This is a genomic window from Nocardiopsis potens DSM 45234 (assembly GCF_000341105.1).
GTDB lineage: Bacteria > Actinomycetota > Actinomycetes > Streptosporangiales > Streptosporangiaceae > Nocardiopsis_A > Nocardiopsis_A potens.
Genome location: NZ_ANBB01000001.1, coordinates 68604 through 93227, shown reverse-complemented (window position 1 = coordinate 93227; position 24624 = coordinate 68604). Strand labels below are relative to the sequence as shown.

The 24624-nt window shown below is 76.7% G+C and carries 16 protein-coding genes; 14 read left to right on the top strand and 2 right to left on the bottom strand.

All coding sequences use genetic code 11. The annotated features are described in order from the left end of the window. The 4 genes from D459_RS0100345 to D459_RS0100330 form a co-directional block, all read left to right on the top strand. Positions 1 to 2958: AAA family ATPase (locus D459_RS0100345; protein WP_017590989.1), on the top strand; the 2958-nt coding region annotated here is incomplete at its 5' end. Positions 2959 to 3012: 54 nt separating this feature from the next. Next, positions 3013 to 3690 (top strand): type II toxin-antitoxin system RelE/ParE family toxin, encoded by a 678-nt coding sequence (locus D459_RS37465; protein ID WP_017590988.1) that lies wholly within the window; start codon positions 3013 to 3015, stop codon positions 3688 to 3690. Positions 3691 to 4095: 405 nt separating this feature from the next. Then, positions 4096 to 4899 (top strand): AAA family ATPase, encoded by an 804-nt coding sequence (locus D459_RS0100335; RefSeq protein WP_081620389.1) that lies wholly within the window; start codon positions 4096 to 4098, stop codon positions 4897 to 4899. Continuing rightward, the gene (locus D459_RS0100330) at positions 4896 to 5309 is read left to right on the top strand and encodes a hypothetical protein (RefSeq protein WP_017590986.1); all 414 of its coding nucleotides are present in this window, start codon (positions 4896 to 4898) and stop codon (positions 5307 to 5309) included. The genes D459_RS0100335 and D459_RS0100330 overlap by 4 nt, the downstream gene beginning before the upstream one ends. A gap of 29 nt (positions 5310 to 5338) precedes the next feature. Here D459_RS0100330 and D459_RS0100325 read toward each other — a convergent pair whose 3' ends face one another. Together D459_RS0100325 and D459_RS0100320 are read right to left on the bottom strand one after the other, a co-directional pair. Then, complete coding sequence (locus D459_RS0100325; RefSeq protein ID WP_017590985.1) at positions 5339 to 6256, bottom strand: TIGR03621 family F420-dependent LLM class oxidoreductase; 918 nt, start codon at positions 6254 to 6256, stop codon at positions 5339 to 5341. A gap of 92 nt (positions 6257 to 6348) precedes the next feature. Then, entirely contained in the window at positions 6349 to 8385 is a 2037-nt protein-coding gene (locus D459_RS0100320; RefSeq protein WP_017590984.1) for a cytochrome c oxidase assembly protein, read from the bottom strand. Between the two features lie 685 nt (positions 8386 to 9070). On the opposite strand from D459_RS0100320, the gene D459_RS0100315 reads away from it, so the two are divergent. From D459_RS0100315 to D459_RS0100270, 10 genes are all read left to right on the top strand, one after another. Next, a complete protein-coding gene (locus tag D459_RS0100315) occupies positions 9071 to 10327 on the top strand; it encodes an amidohydrolase family protein (protein WP_017590983.1) in 1257 nt (418 codons plus the stop codon). 272 nt (positions 10328 to 10599) lie between these two features. After that, positions 10600 to 11721 (top strand): alanine dehydrogenase, encoded by a 1122-nt coding sequence (ald, locus tag D459_RS0100310; RefSeq protein ID WP_017590982.1) that lies wholly within the window; start codon positions 10600 to 10602, stop codon positions 11719 to 11721. Positions 11722 to 11843: 122 nt separating this feature from the next. Next, entirely contained in the window at positions 11844 to 12443 is a 600-nt protein-coding gene (locus tag D459_RS0100305) for a class I SAM-dependent methyltransferase (protein WP_017590981.1), read from the top strand. 96 nt (positions 12444 to 12539) lie between these two features. Next, positions 12540 to 13697, top strand: a complete 1158-nt coding sequence (locus D459_RS0100300) for an enolase C-terminal domain-like protein (protein ID WP_017590980.1) — start codon at positions 12540 to 12542, stop codon at positions 13695 to 13697. Positions 13698 to 13915: 218 nt separating this feature from the next. Beyond that, complete coding sequence (locus D459_RS30275) at positions 13916 to 14323, top strand: hypothetical protein (protein ID WP_017590979.1); 408 nt, start codon at positions 13916 to 13918, stop codon at positions 14321 to 14323. A gap of 119 nt (positions 14324 to 14442) precedes the next feature. Further along, positions 14443 to 14898: a MaoC family dehydratase gene (locus D459_RS0100290; protein WP_017590978.1), complete on the top strand. Its 456-nt coding sequence runs from the start codon at positions 14443 to 14445 to the stop codon at positions 14896 to 14898. A gap of 294 nt (positions 14899 to 15192) precedes the next feature. Next, positions 15193 to 17190 (top strand): twin-arginine translocation signal domain-containing protein, encoded by a 1998-nt coding sequence (locus tag D459_RS0100285; protein WP_241484936.1) that lies wholly within the window; start codon positions 15193 to 15195, stop codon positions 17188 to 17190. A gap of 120 nt (positions 17191 to 17310) precedes the next feature. After that, positions 17311 to 18888, top strand: a complete 1578-nt coding sequence (locus tag D459_RS0100280) for a DUF2397 domain-containing protein (protein WP_026119921.1) — start codon at positions 17311 to 17313, stop codon at positions 18886 to 18888. Further along, positions 18885 to 20156: a TIGR02678 family protein gene (locus D459_RS0100275; protein ID WP_017590975.1), complete on the top strand. Its 1272-nt coding sequence runs from the start codon at positions 18885 to 18887 to the stop codon at positions 20154 to 20156. Before D459_RS0100280 ends, D459_RS0100275 begins: the two co-directional genes overlap by 4 nt. 154 nt (positions 20157 to 20310) lie before the next feature. Continuing rightward, positions 20311 to 24468: a TIGR02680 family protein gene (locus D459_RS0100270; protein ID WP_017590974.1), complete on the top strand. Its 4158-nt coding sequence runs from the start codon at positions 20311 to 20313 to the stop codon at positions 24466 to 24468. Positions 24469 to 24624: the final 156 nt, after the last annotated feature.

Below are 24624 nucleotides of genomic sequence, written 5' to 3'. Positions count from 1 at the left end.
GCCCGGCTCGGCGCCGCCGGGCTGTTCCTGGTGCACGGCCCCACCGGCGCCGGGAAGACCTCGGTGCTGGACGCGGTCTGCTTCGCCCTGTACGGCGGGGTCCCCGGGGTGCGCGGCGCCGCCCGGTCGCTGCAGAGCACGCACGCCCCGCCGTCGCTCCGGCCCGAGGTGGCGCTGGAGTTCACCGTGCGCGGCCGCCGGCTGCGCATCACCCGCTCGCCCGCCTGGCGCCGGCCGAAGAAGCGCGGCTCCGGCACCACCGAGGAGAAGGCCAAGGTCACCGTCGCCGAGTACACCGGCGGCACCTGGCAGCCGATCACCCTCCGCCCGGACGAGGCCGGCCAGTTCGTCTCCGACCTGCTCGGGGTCAACCTCAAGCAGTTCTGCCAGGTGGTCCTGCTGCCGCAGGGCGAGTTCGCCCGGTTCCTGCGCGCCCCGGCCCGGGAGCGCCGCGACTCCCTGGAGCAGATCTTCGGCACCGGCGTCTTCACCGACGTGGAGAAGTGGCTGGCCGAGCACTCCGCCGCGCTCGGCCGCGCCGCCGGGAGCGCCGAGGCCTCGGTGCTGAACACCGCCCGGCTGCTCGCCGAGGCGGCCCGGAGCCCGCTGCCCGAAGCGGCCGAGGAGGACCCGGACTCCCTCGTCCCGTGGGCCGCCGAGCTGGCCTCCGCCACCGCCGCCGACGCCCGCGACGCCGCCCCGGCCGCCGCCGACGCGGTGGCCGCCCGGGACCGCGCCCGCACCGCCCTGGAGCAGGGCCGGTCGCTGCTGGAGCGGCGCCGGCGGGGGGCCGCGGCCGCCGCCCGCGAGGCCGAGCTGGCCGCGCGCGCCGCCGAGCGCGCCGCCTGGGACGCCGAACTCGCCGCGGCGGAGCGCGCCGCCCCGGTCGCTCCGCTGCTCCGCACCGCCGAGAACCGGCGGGTGGAGCTGGAGAAGGCCGAGCTGGCCGCGGCGGAGCGCACCTCCCTGGCCGGCGGCCTCGCCGACGCCCCGGAGCCCCGCCCGGCGGAGCCCGCCGGGGGCGCCGGGCCGGTGCCGGCCTCCGACGCCGACCGGCTGCGCACCGCCGAGCGGGGCCGCCGGGACGAGGTCGCCCGGCTGAAGCACCTGCTGGGCGACGCCGAGCGGCTCACCGCGCTGCGCGGCGAGGTCCGCGGGCTGGACGGCCGGGCCGCCGGGGCCCGCCGGGAGCGCGAGCGGCTGGCCGCCCAGGCCGCCGAACTCCCCGGCCGCCGGGCCGAGCTCGCCGCCGGGCTGGACGAGCTCCGCGCCCGCACCGGCCCGCGCGAGGCCGCGGTCGAGGCGCTGGAGGCGGCCCGGGGCCGGCACCGGGCGGCCGCCGACGCCGAGCGCCTCACCGCCGAGCTCGCCGAGGCGGTGCGGCGCCGGACCGACGCGGTGGACGCCGCCCAGGACGCCCGGGACGCCCTGCTCGACCTGCGGCGGCTGCGGATCGAGGGGATGGCCGCCGAACTCGCCGCCGAGCTGGGCTCCGGCGCCCCGTGCCCGGTCTGCGGCTCGGTCGAGCACCCCGCGCCCGCCGAGGGCGGGCCGAGCCGCCCCTCCTCCGAGGACGAGGAGCGGGCCCAGGCGCGCTCGGACGCGGCGGACCGCCGCCGCGCCGAGGCCGAGCGGCTGGAGTCCTCCCTCACCGAGCGGCTGGCCGCGGCGCGGGAGCTGGCCGGCGGGCTGGACCCGCGGGCCGCCGAGGAGCGGGTGCGCGCCCGCCGCGCCGCACTGGACGAGCTGGAGGCCGCCGCGGCGCAGGCCGCCCGGACCGCCGAGCGGATCGCCGCGCTCGACGCCGAACTGGAGCGCGCCCGCGCCGAGGAGTCCCGGCTCGACCGGGAGCTGGCCGAGCTGACCGAGCGGCGCGCCGCGCGCGGCGCCGAGGCCGAGCGGATCGCCGCCCGGCTGGACGCCGCCCGCGGGGACGACCCGGACCTGCCCTCCCGGGTGGCCCGCCTGGAGGAGGAGGCCGGGCTGCTGCACGCGGCCGCCGAGGCGCTGGACCGGCGCACCGCCGCCGCCGGCGAGCTGCACGACGCCGAGGCCGAGGCGCGGCGCGCCCGCGAGGAGGCCGGGTTCCCCGACGCCGCCGCGGTGCGGGCCGCCGAGCGGACCGAGGCCGAGCGGCGGGCCGTCCGGGAGCGCGCCCGCGGCCACGACGACGAGCTGGCCGCGGTGCGCGCGGTGCTGGCCGACCCCGCGACCGCGGAGGCCTGGGCCGCCCCCGAGCCCGACGCCGCGGCGCTGCAGGCCGCCCTGGAGGCCGCCCAGGCCGCCGCCGACCACACCCTGTCCTGGCGGGACCGGCTGGAGCGGCGCGCCCGGGACCTGGCCGACCTCCGCGCCGAGCTGGACCGGCGGCTCACCGGGTCCCGGCCGGCCCGGGAGCGGCACCGGGTCGCCGACGGCCTGGCCCGGCTGGCCTCGGGCACCTCCCCGGCCAACCGGGAGAGCGTCCCGCTCTCCTCCTACGTGCTGGCCGCCCGGCTGGAGCTGGTGGTGGCCGCCGCCAACGACCGGCTCGCCACCATGTCGGGGCGGCGCTACGAGCTCCGGCACACCGTGGACAAGGCGGCCGGCGACCGCACCCGCTCCGGCGGCGGCCTGGGGCTGCGCGTCATCGACGCCTGGACCGGCCGGGAGCGCGACCCGGCCACCCTGTCCGGCGGCGAGACGTTCATCGCCTCGCTGGCGCTGGCCCTGGGGCTGGCCGACGTGGCGGGCGAGGAGTCCGGCGGTACCGACATCGGCACCCTCTTCATCGACGAGGGCTTCGGCACCCTGGACGAGGAGACCCTGGAGGAGGTGCTGGACGTCCTGGACCGGCTCCGCGACGGCGGCCGCGCGGTGGGCGTGGTCAGCCACGTCGCCGACCTCCGCTCCCGCATCCCGGCCAGGCTCCGGGTGCTCAAGTCCCCCTCCGGCTCCCGCCTGGAGCAGACCGGCTGAGATGTATTCGCCGAGAACACCGCGGGCGACATAAGAGATCCTTATATCCAGAGAGTGCACTGGCAGATCACCCTGTTGGAGCCCGTCGAAGCGTGGTTCCCGACCCTCGCCCGGGACTCCCCGTATCCGGCGTCGAAAGTCGAGGAGGCACTCGACGTACTCGCGGAAGACGGCCCCAGCCCGGGAAGACCACTTGTAGATCGCATCCACGGCAGCACCCTGCGCAACTTGAAGGAACTGCGGCCGCGCACTCCCCCTGGGACAGAGATCCGGCTGCTTTTCGTGTTCGATCCTGAGCGCGAAGCGATCATCCTGGTGGCAGGGGACAAGACCGGGCAGTGGAAACGGTGGTATCAAGAGGCGATCCCTCTCGCCGAGAAACGTCACGCTTCCTACCGGGAGGAGGGACCATGGAAGGTGTTCCCTGGGAGGAGACCGAGAGGAAGGTCCGCGAAGCGGATCCCGGCTGGGATTCTCCGGAGCGAGCGGGAGAGCGGACGCGAGCGGCTCCGAGCCGAAGTGCGCGGTGACCGACTCGCCGAACTCCGTCGGCAGGCCGGCATGCCCCAGGCCGAGGTCGCCGCGGCCATGGGGGTGTCCCAGGCTCGCGTCTCCCAGGTCGAGCACGGCCAGGTGACGTCGATGGACCTTGTGCGGGACTACGTCGCCGCCCTGGGGGGAAGCCTGGACGTCGTCGCGACCGTCGGCGGGTGGAACGTCAGAGTCGCCTGAAGGGGATCCCCTTCGGATCTTCGGTGGTCCTCCGCGCGCATGCTCACGGCCGCTCGCCTGCTGTGCGGGCTCGGCCGCATCCGTCCCCCGAGGCGACATCGCGAGCGGGAGTCTCCGGCGCGGGCGGCCGGTCCTTCGCCCTGACCGAAACCTCTCTCGCCGTTCGCAGGGCGGAGGCGCGCTCCCCCGTCCCCGGTGCGGAAATTCAGGAGAGACTCCCGAAGGCACCGGAAGGATCGCTGATCGCCGCAGGTGGGAGCGGGTGTTCCAGTGCCGGCGGGCGGCCCGGGGCGGGTGGGGCCGGGGGCGGGCGGTCCGCCCGGGCGGAGTTCCCGAAAGGCGTGTGAGACCTCTCTCGCCCGCCCTTTAACCCCTGCTTTAGTGCGGCGGGGCATAAGCTCTGGCATGACCAGCCCTCCCCTTCCTCCCCCGGTCCGACCGGTGCCGCCGTCCCCCTCGCACTCTTCGCGGCCCCCGGTCGGCCGCGCCGCGGCGGAGGGCCGCGGGGCGGTCTACCCCCGGCGGTCGCTGGTGCTGGTCGCCGGGGTGCCCGGGGCCGGGAAGAGCACGCTGCTGCGGCGGCTGTTCGGGCTCCGCGGGGACGAGGCGGGGACGGTGGTCGCCGAGGGCGGCGTGCGGGTGATCGACTCGCTGCAGTCCCGCCACCGGCTGAAACCGGTGCTCGGCCGGATCCCCTACCCGCTGTGGCGCTGGGTGGTGCACGTGCTGCACCTGCTCCGGGTGGCCGCGGCGCTGCGCGTCGGCGACCCGGTGGTGGTGCACGAGAGCGGGACCCGGCGCCCGGTCCGGGTGCTGCTCGCGCTGCTCTGCCGGCTCCAGCGGTACGAGGTGCACGTGCTGATGATCGACGCCAGCCCGGAGGAGGCGCGGCGCGGTCAGTACGCCCGGGGGCGGCGGGTGACCGAGCGGAGCCACCGGACGCATTCGCGGCGCTGGCGGCGGCTGCGCGCGGCCGCCCGGAGCGGGCCGGAGGCGTTCGTGCCGGGGGCGCGCAGCCTGCTCGCGATCGACCGGCGCCGGGCGCGGGAGCTGGCCTGGATGCGGTTCACCCCCGGCGCGCCGGCCGGCGGCGGGGAGCACCGCCCCGCGCCGCCGCGGGGCGGTCCGGCGCGGGCCGCGGACCTCACACCCGCGCAGCCCTCTCCCGGTGCGGGCACGCTCCGCGGAGCTGACACAATGTCGGAGTGAATTCGCTGGTCGACATCGTTCTCTTCGGGGTCGTCGGGGCCGTCATGCTGGCGGCGCTGCTCGGCCTCATGCTGCTGACCACCGGCCGCTCCCAGGGCCGGGGGCTGCGCACAGTGTTCGGCATCGCCTCCACGGTCCTGCTGATCGCCGTCCCCGCCCTGGCCGCCGCCGAGGCGCTGGGCTCCGGGCAGGGCTTCGCGGCGGCCCTGGCCACCGCGTTCGGCGTCGAGCTGATCATCTTCGCGGCGAACATGGCGCTGATGCCGGCGGTGCTGCGCCGCGCGGCGGCCGCGCAGGGGGTGACCGGCCCGCTGCCGTCCCCCTTCTCCCCCATCCCGCTCATCGGCGGCCTGGTCAGCTGCGTCCTGCTCGCGCTGGTCGGAACCGGCATCGCCGCGCTCGTCTCCTGACCCTGCCGGGGCCCGGGGAGGGCGGCCGGTCAGCGGCCCGCCTCTTCCAGCCGGCGCACCTCCGGGATGACCCGGGCGAGCGCGTCCCGGTGCTCGCCGTGGGTGCAGACGTAGCCGAACCCGTAGCGGTCCCGATTCGCGACGATCTCCGCGGCGATCTCGCCGACCGTCCCCACCAGGACGACCGGGCTGGCCAGGACGTCCTCCGCGGTCTCCAGCCCGGATCCGGCGCCGTACTCCGCGGCGAGGGCGGCCGCGGTCCGCTCCGCGTCATCGGTGACGGCCACGGTCTGGACCAGGACGTTGAACTCCAGGTCGGCGAGGCGGTCGCCGGCCTGCTCGCGGACGAGGTCGGCGCGGCGCAGCAGGCCGTCCGGGCCCTCCACCCGGAACGTGCCCATCGGCGCGCCGCGGCGCTGCACCAGGCCGCCGAAGCCGACGATGTCGGCGCGCCTGGCGGCCAGCCGGAGCGTGCCCTCCCCGTGGCCGCCGATGAGCAGCGGCGGGCGGGGGCGCTGCACCGGCCCGCGGCCCGGCCCGCCGTCGGCGAGGAACCGGTCCAGCCCGTCGAGGGCCCGCTCCAGCGCGGCCAGCCGGTCGGCGTGGCCGCGCCAGGGGATGCCGGCGGCCTCCGACTCAGACCTCATGTGCCCCAGGCCGATGCCGAGTTCGAGCCGCCCGCCGGAGATCCGGTCCACGGTGGCGGCCTCCCGGGCGAGCAGCGCCGGGTTCCAGAACTCGTTGTTGACCACCATGGTGCCGAGCCGGATCCGCTCGGTGGCGGCGGCCGCCGCGGCCAGCATCCCGAACGGCGCCGGGTGGCCGAGGTGGTCGGGGGCGAGCAGCACGTCGTAGCCCATCCGCTCGGTCTCCCGGCAGTACCGCGGCCACTCGGCGGGGTCGGCGCCCCGGAAGTTGACGCCGAACCGGATTCCTCGTCTGGTCATGGGACGAGGAAACCGCACCGGGGCCGCCCGGTTCCAGGGTTTCTGCCGGGCGCAGAAGCCCCGGAGCCGCGCGGCCCCGGTGCGACCCGTGCTCAGCCCTCCTGCTGCTTGGAGCGGCGCTCCAGCTCCTGCAGGTAGGCGTTGTAGGCGTCGAGGTCGGCGTCCTCGGAGCCGCCCCGCTTGCTGTGCCGCTCGCGGCGCCGCTCGGTGCGCTCCTCGTCCTTGGCCCACTGCCGGACCAGCGCGACGGTGACGAGCAGGGTGGGGATCTCGCCCACCGCCCAGGCGATGCCGCCGCCCCGGTACTGGTCGTCGCCGACGTCCTGGCTCCACGGGATGTCGAAGTTGCCGTAGTAGTCCATGGCGATCGGCTCGGACTGCATCATGATGCCGATGCCGAGGAAGGCGTGCATGCCCATGGCCAGCAGGAGCAGGACGATGCGCAGCAGGTAGGGCATCTTCCGCGGGCCGGGGTCGACGCCGATGATGATCCAGTAGAAGAGGAACCCGGAGAGCAGGAAGTGCACGTTCATGAACAGGTGCCCGGTGTGGTTGTTCATGAGCGTGCCGAACAGCGGGGAGAAGTAGAGCGCGTACGGGCTGAGCACGAACAGCGCGGTGGCCACCGCCGGGTGCGTGGCGATGTGCGAGAAGCGGCTCTGCAGGAAGGCGTTGATCCACTCGCGCGGACCCCGGTCGCCGCGGCGGGCGGCCGGCTTGAGCGCGCGCAGCGCCAGCGTCACCGGCCCGCCCAGCACCAGCAGCACCGGGACCAGCATGGAGATCGCCATGTGCTGCAGCATGTGCGAGCTGAACAGCACCATGGCGTAGGTGGCGAACCCGCTGAGCAGCGACGCGACGATGACCGCCAGGCCGGCGAACCAGGACACCACCCGGACCCACGGCCAGGAGTCGCCGCGCCGGCGGAGCCGGACCACCCCGGCCGCGTACAGCCCGCCGAGCACCACCACCAGCATGATGAAGAAGAGGTCCGGCCGCCACAGGGTGAGCAGCGTCCCGGCGCTCATCGGCGGCGGGATCGGGAACCCGAGGATGGCGGTGGCCGGGTCGACGGTGCTCTCGTCGACCTGCGGCGGCGCGGTGCGGCTGAGCGCGGTGGACAGCCCCATCACGGCGCCCATCACCGCGAGCTCCGCCCCGGCCAGGCGGGCGAAGAGCACCCGCCCGGCGCCCTCCCCGATCCGGTGCACGGTGCTGCGCCGGTGCGCCCAGCCGATCGCGCCGAGCACCGCGAACAGCGCGATCTTGGCGAGCATGATCAGCCCGTAGGGCGTGGTGAAGAGCTGTTCGAGGCCGTAGAGCCGACTGAGCGCGCTGGCGGTGCCGCTGACCGCGACGCCGATGTAGGCCCACAGCGCGATCCGGCTGAACCGCTCGGCGGCGACCGGCGCGTCGTCCGGGGCGGCGCGCAGCCCGTGGAAGGTGACCGCGGCCAGGCCGCCGACCCACACCGAGATCGCGACCAGGTGCAGCGCCAGGCCGGTGACGGCCAGCTCGTGGTTGCCGGAGGCGGCGGCGTGGCCGGTCAGCGCGGGAGGCAGCAGGCCGAACAGGGCGACTCCGAGCAGGAGCATGGCGCCGGCCGCGGACTCGACCGTGCGGCCGAACAGCGCGACCGCGGTGGCCAGCAGGATCACGAACATCAGCGAGCGGCCCTCGGCGATCTGCCCGGCGTAGCTGGTGAGCTCGTTGCCGATGATCTGCGAGGGCACCTGGCCCATGATGTTGGACAGCTCGAAGACCAGCCGGGCGCCGGAGGCGGCCCCCCACACCAGGGCGGCCCAGGAGGCGGCCCGCACGTACCCGGTGGCCTGGGCGCCGATCGCGCCCTTGGCGGAGGGCAGCAGGACCGCGGCGAGCAGCAGCAGGCCGACGGTGAGCGCCCCGGCCAGGTTGCCGAGCACCCGGGAGACGGGCAGGCCCCACCGGGTCAGCGAACCGGCGTCCGGCAGGCCGGGAATGACCTGCGCGGTGACCGCGCCGCCGGCCACCAGGGCGATGATCAGGGTGATCGCGCAGACCGCGGCCGCGGTCACCGCGATGATGGCGGCCGTCTCGACGCCGCGCCCGCGCGCGTCGCTGCTCTGCCGGGTCTCAGGGGGAGCCACGGATGCCACTCCGTCGTGGTCGGGATTGCCTGCTGTCGGAACCGGCGGCCGGGGCCGCCGCGGCGGCGGCCGCGGCACCGCTCCGCCCCTTTCCCCGGAGCCGTGGGGCGGTTCCGGTGGGCGGCTCCGCAGCGGCCGGGGAGGGCGGGGGCCGTGCGCGTCCACCACCGGGCACCAGGGTAATCCCACTACTACGACATGTCGTACCCGGGCCGGTCCGCCCGGAGGCCTCCCCCTCCGCCCCGATCACGGGCCCCGGAAGCCGCCGGAACGGGCGGGCCGCGGCCTCCCCCTCGCGGTCCGGGCCGGGCTCCGGCGGGCGGAGCGGGCCGGAGACGGGGCGGCGCCGGGGTTCCGGATCGCGGGCGGGGCGCCTCCGCGCGCGGTGCTTCCGTTCCACCGCTCCGGGGTTCGCCGCCGACCGCGCCCGGGACGCGCCCGCGCGGCGCGCCCGCGGAACCGGGCGGTGGCCCGAGGACCCCGGAGAAGCGCAGGTCGAAGAGGGGAGAGAAGGGGAGAACCGCCCTCTTTTCGGCGCCGATCGCGGTACGGTCGACGGACCGAATGCGCACCCACCCGCCCCGGATCCCGCTTCCAGCGCACCCTCCGGGAGGCGCGGCGGAACCGGCGGGGAACGGCGGGCCCCGGCCCGCGCGAACGGCACTCCGAGCACGAAGGGGATCCCGTGCCCCAGATCGACACCGTCATCCGCTCCCGCCGGGTGGTCACCGCCAAGGGCGTGATCCCCGCCTCGGTCGGCCTGCGCGGCGGCCGCATCGCCGCGGTGTGCGACCACGGCGCCCCGCTCCCCGGAGCGGCCGAGATCGACCTGGGCGGGGTCGCGCTGCTGCCCGGCCTGGTCGACCCGGACGTGGCCGTGCACGCCCCCGGGCAGCCGCTGCGCGAGGGCTACCTGGAGACCGACGCGGCCGCGGTGCGCGGCGGGGTGACGTCGATCGCGGTCGCCCCCGGCGGCGGCACCGGGCCGCGCGGCGCCCCGACCGCGATCACCGGCGAGGCCGCGCTCAAGGCGCACCAGGCGGCCGCCGCCGGGGTCGGGGTGCACGTCGCGTTCCTCGGCGCGGTCACCGACCGCAGCACCTCGGCCGACCTCGCCGAGCTCCGCTCGGCGGGGGCGGCCGGGTTCCACTGCTCGCTGTCGGACGGCGGGGCGGAGTCGGCCGCCCCGATCGGCGACGAGCAGCTGCGCAAGGCGATGGTGGAGGCGGCCGCGATGGGCGCGCCGATGCTGGTGCACGCGGAGGACCCGGCCGAGCTGGCCGCGCCGGGCGCCCCGGGCAACGGCGCACTGCTCGCCGCCCGCCCGCCGCGCGCGGAGCGGCGCGGCCTGGAGCGGGTGATCGCCGCCATGCGGGTGGCGGGCACCCGCACCCACATCACGCCGTTCACCGCGGCCGAGTGCGCCGCGCTGCTGGGCGCCGCGCGCTCGATCGGTGCGCCGCTGACCGCGCACACCTGCCCGCACTACCTCTGCCTCCCCGCCGAACAGGTCCCGGACGACGCCCCGGCATTCCGCTGCCGGCCGCCGCTGCGCTCGGCGGCCAACCGGGACGCCCTGTGGTCGGCGCTGCTCTCCGACTCCGACAGCGCGGTGCGCACCGTCGGCTCCGGCCACCGGCCGGGCACCGGGGTCTCCGCGCTCTCCTGGACGCTGCCGGCGCTGTGGACCGCCGCCCGCCGCCGCGGCCTGGGGCTGGACCGGATCGCCCGGTGGACCTCGGCCGAGCCGGCCGCCCTGCTCGGCCTGGCCGGCAAGGGCCGGATCGCCCCGGGCGCCGACGCCGACCTGGTCGCCTTCGACGGCGACGCGCCGCACCCGGTGCCGGCCGGCGACCCCGGCCCCTACGCCGGCCGCCGGCTCACCGGCAGGGTGGTCGGCACCTGGATCGCCGGCCGCCGGGTGTTCCCGGCGCCCGGGTGACCCGCGCCCGGCCGGGGCGGCCCGCCTTCCCGGGGGCCGGGGCGCGGCCCGGCCGCGCCCCCGCGCCCGCGGCGGCCGGGAGGGGCCGGAGGGGCGGCCGCGCCGGGAGCGGCGCCCGGGACCGGCCCGGGCCGCCGGACCGCCGTCCGGCCAGGGACGCCCCTTACACGGTGTCAACATGACCTGGGATGACTGTCCATGTTGGAGATGTTCCGCTGCGATGGGGCGCGTCACAGTGAAGGGGTATCAACGAGGATGCAAGGAGGACCCAAGTGCGCGTCGGCGTGCCCCGCGAAGTCAAGAACCACGAATACCGGGTGGCCATCACTCCCGCGGGCGTCCATGAGCTCGTGAGCCGCGGGCATTCGGTCGCCATCGAGCGCGGAGCCGGTGTCGGCTCCTCGATCACCGACGAGGAGTACACCGCGGCCGGCGCCCGCATCCTGGAGAGTGCGGACGACGTCTGGGGCGAGGCGGAGCTGGTCCTGAAGGTCAAGGAGCCGGTGGCCGAGGAGTACCACCGGATGCAGCCGGGCCAGACCCTCTTCACCTACCTGCACCTGGCGGCGTCGCGTCCGTGCACCGACGCCCTGCTGGACCGCAAGGTCACCTCGATCGCCTACGAGACGGTGCAGCTGCCGGACGGCTCGCTGCCGCTGCTCGCCCCGATGTCGGAGGTGGCCGGCCGGCTGGCGCCGCAGGTCGGCTCCGCCACGCTGCAGCGCCCCAACGGCGGGCGCGGCGTGCTGATGGGCGGCGTCCCGGGCGTGCGCCCGGCCAAGGTGACGGTGATCGGCGCCGGCGTCTCCGGGATGAACGCCACCCGGATCGCGGTCGGCATGGGCGCCGACGTGACCCTGCTCGACCTCAACGTGGGCAAGCTGCGCCACGCCGACGAGGTCTACGGCGGCCGGGTCCGCACCGTCTCCAGCAACGCGCTGGAGCTGGAGCGGGCGGTGCTGGAGTCCGACATGGTGATCGGCGCGGTGCTGATCCCCGGCGCGAAGGCGCCCAAGCTGGTCTCCAACGAGCTGGTGTCCCGGATGAAGCCGGGCGCGGTGCTCGTGGACATCGCCATCGACCAGGGCGGCTGCTTCGAGGACTCGCGTCCCACCACGCACGCCGAGCCCACCTTCGAGGTGCACGACACAATGTTCTACTGCGTGGCCAACATGCCGGGCGCGGTGCCGAACACCTCCACCCACGCCCTCACCAAGGACACGCTCCGCTACGCCGTCGCGCTGGCCGGCAAGGGCTGGAAGGACGCGCTGCGCGAGGACGCCGCGCTGGCCGCCGGGCTGAGCACCGTCGACGGCGCGCTCACCAACGAGGCGGTGGCCGAGGCGCACGACCTCAAGGCGGTCCCGGTCGCCGAGGCGCTGGCCGGGGCCTGATCCCGCGGCGCCTGATCGAACCGCCTCCCGGGCGGGCAGGATCCTGTCATGGGGTCCGGCCCGCCCGGTCCCGTTCTCCGGCGGAGGCGGCGGGCGCGGCGGCGAGCGCGGGGAGGCGGCCGATGGCGGCGAGGCGGCGGCTGTGGGACGGGCGGCCGTGCGGGGCGAACCCGTTCGCGCTGCCCCGCGGGCCGCTGGGGCGGCTCGCCGGGGCGGTGATGGCCTGGGAGAACCGGGTGCAGAACACCGAGGCGCTGCTGTACGCCGACCCCGGGCCCCGGGAGGACGTGCTGGAGGTCGGGCACGGCCCCGGCGTGCTGGTGGGGCTGCTCGCCGGCCGGGCCGGGACGGTGACCGGGGTCGACCCGTCGCCGGAGATGGTGCGCATGGCGCGCAGGCGCAACGCCGCCGCGGTCCGGGACGGCCGGGTCCGGCTCCGCCTCGGCGACGCCGCGGACACCGGCGCCCCGGACGCCTCCTTCGACCTGGTCGTCTCGGTGAACACCCTAGCGCTGTGGCCCCGGCTGGAGCCGGCCGCGGCCGAGCTGCGCCGGGTACTCCGCCCCACCGGCCGGCTCCTGCTCTTCTGGCATCTGCGCCCGCGGAGGTTCGCGCTCTCCCCGGCGGAGCGGGGCACCGCGGCCGCCGCGCTGCGGGCCCGGTTCGGCGAGGTCCGGACCGCGGATCTGCGGCACAGCGTGGTGTTCGCCGCACGGCCCTGATCCGCCGTCCGGTGGTCGGCCCCGCCCCGAGGGGATACCGTCGTGAAGGGGCGCCGCCCAGGCGGCGGAAGCGGACTCGGGGAAGGCGGAGCGCGCGTGTCACGTACCGGATCGGCGATCGGGGCCGGCCTGGCCGGGATCGAGGCGATGCTGGTCCGGCTGCCGGCGCCGGTGCCGCGCACCAGGCGCCGGGGGGCCGGCGGCCCGCCGCGCATGGTCCGGCACGCCCTGGTCCGGGTCAGCGACGGCAGCGGGACGAGCGGCTGGGGCGAGATGCCCGACGCCGGCCCGGAGCGCTGGCGGACCCTGGTCGAGGAGTTCGCTCCGGCGCTGCTCCGGCACGCCTGGAGCCGGCCGACCGAGGCCCAGGACGCCTGGGCCGACCTGGCGCCCTGCCCGCAGGCCGCGGCCGCGCTGGACGCCGCCTGCTGGGACCTGTGGAGCCGCCGCCGCGGCACGCCGCTCCCGCACGCCCTGGGCGGGTCGCGCACCGCGATCACCGCGGGGGTGACCATCGGCCGGCAGCCGTCCGTGGAGTCCCTGGTGGCCGAGGTGAACCGGCAGGTCGGCGCGGGGTTCCGGGCGGTCCGGCTGGAGATCGGGCCGGGGTGGGACGTGGAGCCGGTCCGCGCCGCCCAGGAGAGCTACCCGCACCTGGCGCTGCAGGCCGCCGCGGGCGGCAGGTACACCGAGTCCGAGGCCGACCTGGACGCGCTGCGCGCGCTGGACGAGTACCGGCTGCTCTGCCTGGAGCAGCCGTTCCCCGCGCCGGACCTGGCCGCGCATGCGCGGCTCGCCCGGGAGCTGGGCACCACGGTCGCGCTGGCCGAGTCGGTGGACTCGCCGGAGAGCCTGGACGCGGCGGTCCGCGCGGAGGCCGGCGGGGCGGTGCGGCTGGAGGTGGCCCGGCTGGGCGGCCTCACCCAGGCCCGCCGGGTGCACGACCGCGCCGCCGACGCCGGCTGGGACGTCTGGTGCGGTTCGGAGGGGGAGACGGGCCTGGGCCGGGCGGCCCGGGTGGCGCTGGCCTCGCTGCCCGGCATCACCTTCCCCAGCGAGATGCCCGGCGCCGGCGTGCGGGCGGCGCGCGAGGTGGTCGACCCGCCGGTCCGGGCGCACGACGGGATCGCCCCGGTGCCGCTCACCGTGCCCGGCCTCGGGCACGACGTGGACGCCGGCGCGCTGCGCTCGATGGCGGTGGAGACCGCCGTCCTGGAGCGCGCCCGCCCGGCCGAGCCGGAGCGCTCCGGCTGACCCCGCCCCGGACCGGGGCACCGCGTCCCCGCCGGATCCGACCGGACGGGGCAGGCCGTGCGCGGCAGGAGACCCGGCCCTGCTCCGTGCACCGGTTCGCGGCGCCGGGCGCCCGAGAGCGGTGCGGAATCCGCCCAGGTCGAAGCCGGGATGATCCGGTTCGCCCGGGCACGGCGGTTCGTCCGGGCGAGAGCGGCCCTGGTGCGTAATGTAGGCATATGGGCCCGTTCATCGTGCACGCCCGGAGATGGCAGGACGGCTGGGAGCTGCGGATCGTCGGCGCCGGCGTGACCTGGTCCCCCGACCTGGCGCAGGCCTGCCCTCGGGCGCGGGCGTTCGTCGGGGACCCCGACGCCCGGGTGGAGGTCGTCCCCACCGTCGACGAGGAGACCGACCGGCTGATCCTGGACGCCCGCGGGGCGGTCGACGGGGCGGACGCCGCGCGCCGCTCGGCGGCCGGAGCGGTCCGCGGCGCGATGCGGCGGCTGGCCGAGGCCGGGGTGGACGAGGACGACGCCTCCCGCCTGCTGGGCGTCCCGCTGCCCCGGCTGCACGCGCTGGCCGCCGAGGGCGCACCGGCCCCGGCGCAGCGCCCCCCTGCCGAGCCCGGGGCACCGGAAGGGTAGGGCGGTGCCGGGTCCTCGGACGCCCCGGCCGGTTTTCTCCGAGCAGCTACATACTGAACGGTCGGTTGACGCTAGAGTCGTGCCGAGGTCCCCTCCCGGCCGAAAGGAAAGTGCCGCTCATGCGTACCTTCGCCGATGTCAACGAGCTCGCCGCCGCCCAGGGCGAGGAGCTGGGCCGAACCGACTGGCTCACCATCACCCAGGACCGGATCGACGCCTTCGCCGACGCCACCGGCGACCACCAGTGGATCCACGTCGACCGGGAGCGCGCGGCGAGCGGCCCGTTCGGCACCACGATCGCGCACGGCTACCTCTCCCTGTCCCTGCTCGCCCACTTCGGCCCCCAGGTGTTCGCCCTGGAGAAGGCGCCGTCGATGGGCATCAACTACGGCCTGAACAAGGTCCGCTTCCTGCAGCCGGTCACCGAGGGCTCCCGGGTGCGGGACGCGGTCCGCCTGCTCGAGGCCAAGGAGACCGGCAAGGGCCTGCTGTTCACCATGGCCCACACGGTGGAGATCGAGGGGGCCGAACGCCCCGCGCTGGTCGCCGAGTCGCTGTCGCTGATGGTCCCCTGACCCGGGGCGCCCCCGCCGGCGGCGGGGGTGTGCGCGACCTGACATCCGATCATCGGGTGAAAACCCGACAAAACGTCTTATTGGCAGAATATCGGGCATAGGATGGCCGGGTTCGCGGCGGACCGCCCCGCGAACCGCTCACCTGGCAATACGACACCGGCCGTTCCGCACCCCAAAAGACACACCGCACACGGCAAAGACTCGGCCGCGCCCCAGCCCGCCTCCGCGTCGCCCGCACCCCCGCATGCTCTTGTGTTCCTCAAGTCCGGGACGCCGGGAACGACGAGGAGACCAATGTCCGATCAGCGACGACGCCCCGGGGATTCCGACAGCGAGCTCGGCATGGACCGCCGGATCAGTCGGCGCGACTTCTTCGACGGGGCGAGCGCGACGGCGGTCGGCGGGATCGCCGCGGCCGTCCTGGCCGGCTGCGCCCCCGGGGACCGCGACTGGGCCGCCAGCCCCGCGCACCCCGCATCGGCCCCCGCCGGGACCGACTACCCGCCGAGCATGGAGGGCCTGCGCGGCAACACCCAGCAGGCGCTGAGCATCCCGCACAGCATCCGCGACGGCCGGCTCGGCAGCGTCGTCAACACCACCCGGGTCAACGACCTGGACGAGCACTACGACCTGGTCGTCGTCGGCTCGGGCATCAGCGGCCTGTCCGCCGCGCACTTCTACAAGAAGAAGCACCCCGAGGCGAAGATCCTCATCCTGGACAACCACGACGAGTTCGGCGGGCACGCGCGGCGCAACGAGTTCACCCCCGAGGGCCGCGACCAGGTCCTCATCGGCTACGGCGGCACCCAGGCGATCGACACCCCCTCCGCCTACAGCAAGACCGCGATGGGCCTGCTCAAGGACCTGGGCATCGAGGTCGACCGGTTCAAGGACTTCTTCGACCAGAAGTTCTACGACAAGTGGAAGCTGGCCGAGGAGGGCGACACGGTCTTCCTCCGCGCCGAGGAGTTCCGCACCGACCACCTCGCGGTGCGCACCAAGGGCATGCCGGTCGACGAGTGGCTGTCCGGCGCCCCGCTGGAGCCCGAGTCCGTGGAGCAGATCACCGCCCTGTACGCCGACTCCGGCGACGACCCGATGCCCGGGCTGTCCGCGCAGGAGAAGCAGGAGCGGCTGTCCCGGATGACCTACACCGACTACCTCCGCGACGTGCTGGGCTGCAACGACGAGGTGCTGGCCTTCATGGAGACCATCACCAGCGACGAGTGGGCGGTGCCCGCCTCCTCCTGGGGCGCGATCGACGCCTGGGGCGAGGGGCTGCCCGGCTTCGCCGGCATCGGCCTGGACGACTCCGAGGCCTCGGAGTACAACTGCTACTCGCTCCGCCGGTTCTGGAAGTTCGACGACCCCTACATCCACCACTTCCCGGACGGCAACGCGAGCATCGCCCGGCTGCTGGTGCACTCCCTGATCCCCGGCTCCGTCCCGGGCAGCGACGAGCTGGACATGGAGAGCGTCGTGCTCGCCGAGTTCGACTACTCCAAGCTGGACGAGGAGGGGCAGGACGTCCGGCTGCGGCTGCAGTCGCCGTGCACCGGGCTGGCGCACGACGGTCCCCCCTCCAGCGCCGAGCGCGTGTTCGTCACCTACCACCACGACGACGCGCTGCACCGGGTCACCGCCGGCCACGTGGTCATGGCCGCCTGGCACGTCATGGGCAAGTACCTGATGCAGGAGCTGCCCGGCTCCCAGCGCCAGGCCATGACCGACGCCTCCAAGCAGCCGCTGGTCTACGCCAACGTGGTGGTGCGCAACTGGCAGCCCTGGGTCGAGCTGGGCATGCGGCACATCCGGTTCACCGGCGGCGACTGGGCGGTGGCCCAGCTGGACTACCCGGTGAGCATGGGCGGCTACGAGCACCCCAAGGACCCCTCCGAGCCGATGGTCATCCAGATGATCAGCGCCCCCTCCCCCGGTGAGATGTCGCTCCGCCAGGGCGCCGTGCACGCCCGGCACGAGCTGCTCCGGCGCCCCTTCGAGAGCTTCGAGCGGAGCATCCGCCAGACGCTCAACCGCGCCCTGGGCGACGGCGGGTTCGACGCCGCCCGGGACATCGAGGCGATCACCGTGAACCGCTGGGGCCACGGCTACGCCCGCGAGTACACCCGCCGCTGGGACTCGTTCTGGCCGAACGGCCCCACCCCCGCCGAGACCGCCCGCAAGCGGATCGGCCGGATCACCATCGCCAACTCCGACGCGGCGCCCAACGCCTACACCGACACCGCGATCGACCAGGCGCACCGCGCCGTCGAGGAGTTCGACGAGCTCTGATCCGCGCCCCGCGCGGCAGGGGCGGGCCCGGTGCCGGGCCCGCCCCTGCCCGCGAGCGAGGCGCGTCACCTCGCATCCGGTCCGGGAGTGTCGGCTCCAGGCGCTAAGTTGGTGCGGGTCATGCCCTACACGCCTTCCGAACCGGACGACCTCGAGCGGCTGCGGCTCTACGCCTACCTGTCGGCCCCCGAGCGCCGCACCTACCTGGCCGTCATGCGGCTGTTCACCGGGACCCTCCTGGCCGACCTGGGGGCCGGGGAGGTCGCCGCGGCGCTGGCCGCCGCCGAGCGGCGCGGCGAGGTCGACGAGGGCGAGTCCCGGATGGAGACCGTGGCCGACCGGCTGGACCGGCTGGCCCGGTGGGGGAACCTGGTGCCCGGGCGGCGCGAGCCCGCCGCCACCATCGCCGAGTTCACCCGCAGCCGGGTCCGCTACCAGGTGTCCAAGCTGGCCATGCGGGTGCAGCGGGACGTCGACGACATGCTCCGGGTCGCCGAGGGCGCCCGGGAGGTCTCCCGGGAGCTGCTGCCCGCGATCGCCCGCGGCCTGGCCGACATCGCCCGGACCCTGGGCGACCTGGACGCCGCCGGACGCGGCGAGGGGCCCGGCGACGCCTCCGGGAGCGCCCTGCGCGAGCGCCTCGCCCAGCAGGTCACCACGGTCTTCCTGCAGCACGGCGAGTTCGCCGCCGCGGTCCGCGACTTCTACGCCTACCTCGGCTCCGTGATCGCCCGCTACGACCTGGGCCCCGAGGAGACCTCCGGGTTCAAGCACATGCTGCTGGAGTACGTCGACCTGATCGCCCAGGACGTGCTCCGCCACTCCGGGACGGTCGTGGAGCGGCTGGGCGCGCTGGAGGCGCGCCGCGGCGACCTGCTCGCGCTGCTCGGCACCGGCCAGGACGCCTTCACCCCCAACACCTCGGTGGTCGGGCAGACCGAGCTGATGGAGCGGGCCCCCGGCCGCACCCCCGCCGACTGGGACGGCCTGGCCGACTGGTTCCTCGGCCGCCCGGGCCGCCCCTCCGAGGTCGACGAGCTGCGCGACGCCACCAGCAGGGCGATCAGCGCGCTGCTCGGCAGCGTCAAGCGCTCGACCGGCAGCGGCGGGGTGGATCCGGGCCGCCGCCGCGACCTGCTCACCCTGGCCTCCTGGTTCGACGGGGCCGAGCCGACCGCCGCGCACGACATGTACGCCGCCGCGTTCGGCCTGTTCTCCGCGCGCCACCTGGCGCTGGCGCCGGAGGACGGTGCCCCCGCCCCCGCGTCGGCCTGGGCCGACGGCGAGGGGGTGCCGGTCGAGGTGAACGTGCGCAGCAAGGGCGAGCGCGCCCCCGGCGGGCAGGTCCCCCGGGTCGGCGACGACCCGCTGGGCCGCGCCGCGCTGCTGGAGGAGGAGGCGCGGCGCCGGGAGCGCAGGTCCGCCGCGGTCGGCGAGCTCGCCGCGGCCTCGGGGAACCTGGCCGGCGCCCGGCTCTCCGCGGACGCCCTGGACCTCTTCTGCGAGCTGCTGACCCTGGCCGGGGCCTCCCGGGACGCCCCCGCCGAGCAGGGCACCGCGTCCGACCCGGTGTCCGGACTGACCCTGGTGGTGCGGCCGCGCCCGGACGGCGCCGCGGACCGGGTCGGCTCGGTCTTCGGCACCCTGGAGCTGCACGGCGCCGAGGTGGAGCTGACCGTCGCGGAGGCCGCCCGATGAGCCGCCGGACGCATCTCGGCCGAGCAGAGGCATCGGTCCTGGAGGGGCTGGACTCGATCGAGGCCGCCCAGGTCCGCCGGTGCGCGCGGGTGCTGCTGCGCCGCCCGCTGCTGCGCGCCGACGGCCCGGAGGGCGAGGTGCTGCCCGCGGTGCGGCGCTACACCGACCGGCTGCAGGCGCTGTTCTCCGGGTACCTGGGCTACCGGCTGGTGGTGGAGCCCGGGTTCGCCCGGCTGTACAAGGCCGGCCGCACCCCCGACGGGGTGCGCGGCGCGCACAAGGCCAACGGGGCGCCGTTCACCCCGCGCGCCTACGCCTACCTCGCGCTGGTGCTGGCCGCGCTGACCGGCTCCGGCGGCCAGGTGCTCCTGTCCGGCCTGGTGTCGGAGGTGCGGGCGGCCGGCGCGGAGGCCGGCCTGGAGCCGGGCACCGGCATCGTGGACCGGCGCGCCCTGGTGGCCGCGCTGCGGCACCTCATCGACCTGGGGGTGCTGGCCGAGACCGACGGCAGCGTCGGCCCGTGGGCGGAGGACTCCGCCCGGGAGGCGCTGCTCACCGTGGACGTGGAGCTGCTGGGGCACCTGGTCGCCGCGCCGCTGGGGCGCTCCTCCTCGGCCGCCGAGCTCGCCCGGGGCGGGCCGCCCTCCGGCGAGGACGAGCGGCACCGGGTGCGCCGCCGCATCGTCGAGGACCCGGTGGTGCTCACCGCCGACCTCTCCGCCGAGCAGCGCGACTGGCTGCGCACCCGGCTGCGGGCCGAGACGGAGTTGCTGGAGGAGCTGTTCGGGCTCCGCCTGGAGGTGCGCTCCGAGGGCGTGCTCGCGGTGGACCCGGACGGCTACCTGAGCGACCTGCTCTACCCCGGCCACGGCACGCTCTCCCGGATCGCCCTGCTCGCCGCGGACGAGCTGGTCGGCCCCGGGGCCCGGGACGTCCCGGCGGCGGAGGACGGCCGGGTCCCGGTCCCGCTCGACCGGCTGGGCGAGGTGGCCGCCGCGATCGCGGAGCGCTACCCGAAGGCCTGGTCGAAGGAGGCGGTGCGGGACACCGGGCGGCTCGCCCGGTCGGTCGCGCAGACCCTGGTCCAGGCCGGTCTCGCCCGGTCCGCCCCGGCCGCCGACGGCCTGCCGGAGACGGTGGAGATCAGCCCGGCCGCCGCCCGCTACCGGCCGCGCCCGGACGGCCCGGACGAGGAGGACGGCGAGCCCGCCGCCGAACCCGCCGCCCCCGGCCCCGGCGAGGGCCAGGAGTCCCTGTTCGGGCCCTGACCCCGCCCCGGGCGACGGCGCCCCGACCCGACCCGCGAGCACCAGGAGCGAGGTGAGCACCGCCGATGGCCCCCGGCCCGGCCCGCACCGCCGCCCCGGAGCGGCGGCTCCGCCCGCGCCCCGCGCGCACCCGAACGACGTGAGGACCTCAGACGTGGACCCCAAGCCCGACCTCCGAAGCCGCTGGCGCCTGCACCGAGGCGGCGTCGTCAACATCTGGCAGTACCGGGACGAGGAGTTCGACCTCTCCGGCGGCCGGGTGATCTTCAAGGGGACCAACGGCTCCGGCAAGTCCCGGACGCTGGAGCTGCTGCTGCCGCTCTGCCTCGACGGCGACCTGCGCAACATGGGCTGCAAGGGCTTCGACACGGTCAGCATGAGCCGGCTGATGCTGGACGACTACACCGAGGGCACGGTCCGGCTCGGCTACGCCTGGGTCGAGCTGCGCCGGGTGCTGGCCGACGGCACCGAGGACTTCTGCACCTGCGGGATCGGGGTCAAGGCCAGCGCGTCCGGACGGCAGATCAGCGACTCCTGGCGGTTCATCACCCCGCTGCGGGTCAACCGGGACTTCGCGCTGCTGGAGCAGGACCGGCCGATCACCTCCGCCCGGCTGCGCGAGCACATCGGCGAGGACGCGGTCGCCGGCGGCCAGGAGGCGTTCCAGCAGCGGGTCGCCGAGACCGTGTACGGGATCAGCGGCGGCAACCGCTACCCCGACCTGCTGCACCTGCAGCGCACGCTGCGCAACCCCGACATCGGCCTGAAGGTGCTCCAGGGCCAGCTGGAGCAGCTGCTGTCGGACGCGCTCCCGCCGGTGGACCCGGGCGTCATCACCCGGACCGCGACCGGCCTGGACAACCTGGAGGGGGTGCGGCGCAACGTCGCCCGGCTGCGCCGCGCCGACTCCGCGCTGCAGGAGTTCCTGGAGGGCTACCGGGGGTACGCGCGCGGCGTGCTCGCGGACCGCTCGGCCCGGCTGGAGAAGGCGGAGAAGGCGGCGGGCCGCGCCCGCGCGCAGCTGGAGAAGCGGCGCGCGGAGCGGGACGCCGCCCAGGAGGCGCACCGCGCCGCGGTGCAGGAGCGGGACGCGCTCGGCGAGCGCCGGGACGCCGTCCAGGGCGAGCTGGATGCGCTGAAGGCCTCCCCCGCCTACGGCGCCCTGGGCGACCTGGAGGACAAGGAGGAGGCGGTGGCCTCGCAGCGCAGGCACGCCGAGGCCGCGCTGCGCTCCGCCGCCGACCTGCGCACCGCCGAGGAGCACGCGGTCGACGCGATCGAGCGGTCCGCGGCGGTGCCCGCGCGGATCGGCGCCGCCGCGGCCGCCGGCGCGGCCGGCGCCCGGGAGGCGCTGCACGCCGTCGGGCTGGGGGCGGCGCTCGGCGCGCTGCCCGGCCTGGTGCCCGACGCCCAGCGGGGCGAGGCCGCGGAGCGGGTGCTGTGCTCCGCCGAGCCGGACGCCCGGCCGGAGGAGGTGCGCCGCCCGGTCGCGCCCGAACCCGATGTGCAGGCCCTGGCCTCCGCCGCCGCGGAGGCGGCCGGGCAGGTCGAGGCGGCGGGCCGGGCCGCGGGCGACCGCGGCCGGCTGCTCGGCGGGCTGCGCGCCGAGGCCGAGCGGCTCGCCGAGGCCGAGGCGGGGGTGGACCGGCTCGCCGAGCGGGCGGAGGCCGCGGCCGAGGAGTCGGCCGGGGCCGACCGGCGGGCCCGGGAGGCCGAGGAGCGGCTGGCCGGCGCGGCGGAGCGGTGGGCCGGGGCGGTGCGGGCCTGGCGCGACGAGGCGCTGCCCGCCGGGGACCGCCCGGAGGAGGGGGAGCTGCCGGAGCTCCCCGAGGCCGACGCGGTGCTGCTCGACCCGGCCGCCCACCGCGACGCGCACAAGGGGGTCCGGTCCGCGCTGCAGCCGCGGGTCCGCGCGGTCCAGCGCGCGGTCGCCGCCGCCGAGCAGCGGCTGGCCGAGGCGGGCGCGGAGCGCGTCCGGCTGGAGGCCGAGCTGGACCGGCTGCGCGGGGCCGCCGAGGTGGAGCCGCCCGCGCCGGCGCACAGCACGGCCGAGCGGGACCCGGCGGCGGGCGCGCCGTTCTTCCGGCTGGTGGACTTCGCCGAGCACCTGGGCGAGGCGGAGCGCGCCGGGCTGGAGGCCGCGCTGCGCGCGAGCGGCCTGCTCACCGCCTGGGTGGCCGCGGACGGCGCGCCGTCCGCGGAGGGCGACGAGACCTGGGCGGCGGCGGGGCCGCCCGCCGGCGGGGCCTCGCTGGCCGACGTCCTGGTGCCGGCCGGCGACGACGGCTCCCCGGTGCCTGCCGGGGCGGTCGCGGGCCTGCTCCGCTCGGTGCCCCTGCTGCCCGGCGCCGCCGAGGGGGCGGCCGGCGCGGCCGCACCGCTCTCCATCGGCCTGGACGGGCACTGGTCGGCCGGGGCGCTGCTCGGCCGGCACGGCAAGGAGGAGGCCGAGCACATCGGGGCCGGCGCCCGGGAGCGGGCGCGGAAGAAGCGCATCCGGGAGGCGGAGTCCGCCCTGGCCGAGACGGCGTCCCGGGAGACCTCGCTGCGGGCGTCGCTGGAGGCCGCGCAGGCCCTGGAGCACCAGTGGAACGTCTGCCTGGACTCCTTCCCCGACTTCGCCCCGGTGCTGGCCGAGCACGTGGAGACCCGGCAGCGCCGCTCGGCGGCGGCGCGGGCCGCCGCCGACGCGGAGGCCGCCGAGGCCGAGCACGCGCGCGCCCGGGCCCGGCTCGCCGCGGAGCGGGCCGAGCACGTGCGGACCTGCGGCGACCTGGGCGTCCCGGACGGCGCCGAGGCGCTGCGGGAGCTGTGCGAGCGGGCCCGCGGCGCGGTGGCCGAGCTGGAGCGGATCGCCGGGCGGCTGCGCGAGGACTACCCGGAGGCGCTCCGCTCGCTCTCCGCGGCCGTGCAGGACCTGGCGCGCACCGCGGCCGCCCGGGCCGGCGCCGAGGAGGAGGCGGCGCGCACGCACCGCTCCTACGCCGAGGCGCACGCCGTGCTGGCCACCCTCCGCTCCTCGCTGGGCCGCGACGCCGAGGAGGTCGGCGCCCGGGTGCGGGAGCTGGCCGAGGAGCGCACCCGGCTGCGCGACGCCGCCCCCGCCGCCCAGAAGGGGGTCGAGGACCGGATCGCGGCGCTGACCGGGGCCGAGGGCAGGGTCGAGGAGGCCGAGGGCCGGCTGCAGGAGGCGCAGGGCGCGCTGGCCGACGGCGAGGACGCGCTGACCGACACCGCGGAGGTGCCCGGGGTGTGGGAGGCGGCCACCGGGCTGGTCGAGGTGCCCTTCGAGCGGGCCGACCTGCGCTCCGCCCTGGCCGGCGCGCTCGCCGAGGCGGGCGCCGCGGGGACGCCCACGTCGCTGGAGCGCGACCTGATCAACCGGATCCAGGCGCTGCAGACCGCGCTCGCCGGCACCCACGACGTCCAGGCCGACCGGCTGCCCGACTCCGACGTGCTGACCGTGACGGTGAGCGACGAGACCGGGACCGCGCCGGTCGCCTCCACCGCGCGGCTGACCGCGGCCCGGCTCGCCCAGGCCGAGGAGAACCTGACCTCCGGCGAGGAGCGGATCTTCGAGGAGTTCCTCCTCGGCGACGTGGCCGAGGAGCTGCACCGGCAGATCCGCGCGGCGGAGTCGCTGACCCGGCGGATGAACACGGTCCTGGAGGGGGCGCACTCCAGCCAGGGCGTCCGGGTGGAGCTGGCCTGGGAGCCGGCGCCGCACCTGGACCCGGCCGAGCGGTCGGCGTTCGCCCTGGCCAAGAAGTCGGTGGCGGAGCGCTCCCCGGAGGAGAACGACCGGCTGCGCCGCGCCCTGATGGACCGGATCCGCGCCACCCGCGCCGAGGGCCGCAGCAGCGGCTACGCCGAGGTCCTCGGCACCGCCCTGGACTACCGCGACTGGTTCGCCTACCGGGTCCGCATCCACGACACCGGCCCGGACGGCAACCCGCGCGACCGCCGCGTCCGCCAGCTCTCCTCCGGCGAGACCCGGCTGGTCTCCTACGTCACCCTGTTCGCCGCCAGCGCCGCCTTCTACGACGCGCTCCGCAGCGAACTGGACGGCCCGCTCCGCCTGGTCCTGCTCGACGAGGCCTTCGAGCGGCTGGACGACCCGACCATCGCCCGCCTCCTGGAGCTCCTCGTCGACCTGGACATGGACTGGGCCATCACCTGGCCTTCGGGCTACGGCGTCTCGCCCAGGATCGACCGGATGCACATCTACGACATCCTCAAGCGCAAGGGCGCCTGGGGCGTCGCCTGCGCCCGCACCACCTGGACCGGCAACGGCTTCGAGCGGGCGGCCTGACGGCGGGCCGGGGCGGCCGGGGAGCGGCGCGCCCCGGCCCGGGGGCGCCGGCCGCGGGTTCGCGCGGCCCCTGGAGGGAACGACTGCGACCGGGGTCCGCGCCGTGGCCGGTTCGGTGTGGTTTATTCCCGAAGTCCCATGTAGCAAGGGCTACAC

Bases quoted from the DNA above. Each gene is read 5' to 3' on its own strand.
- D459_RS0100335 (WP_081620389.1), top strand. From the start codon at position 4,096: ATGACCAGCCCTCCCCTTCCTCCCCCGGTCCGACCGGTGCCGCCGTCC.
- D459_RS0100325 (WP_017590985.1), bottom strand. From the start codon at position 6,256: ATGACCAGACGAGGAATCCGGTTCGGCGTCAACTTCCGGGGCGCCGAC.
- D459_RS0100305 (WP_017590981.1), top strand. From the start codon at position 11,844: ATGGCGGCGAGGCGGCGGCTGTGGGACGGGCGGCCGTGCGGGGCGAAC.
- D459_RS30275 (WP_017590979.1), top strand. From the start codon at position 13,916: ATGGGCCCGTTCATCGTGCACGCCCGGAGATGGCAGGACGGCTGGGAG.
- D459_RS0100290 (WP_017590978.1), top strand. From the start codon at position 14,443: ATGCGTACCTTCGCCGATGTCAACGAGCTCGCCGCCGCCCAGGGCGAG.
- D459_RS0100285 (WP_241484936.1), top strand. From the start codon at position 15,193: ATGTCCGATCAGCGACGACGCCCCGGGGATTCCGACAGCGAGCTCGGC.
- D459_RS0100280 (WP_026119921.1), top strand. From the start codon at position 17,311: ATGCCCTACACGCCTTCCGAACCGGACGACCTCGAGCGGCTGCGGCTC.
- D459_RS0100275 (WP_017590975.1), top strand. From the start codon at position 18,885: ATGAGCCGCCGGACGCATCTCGGCCGAGCAGAGGCATCGGTCCTGGAG.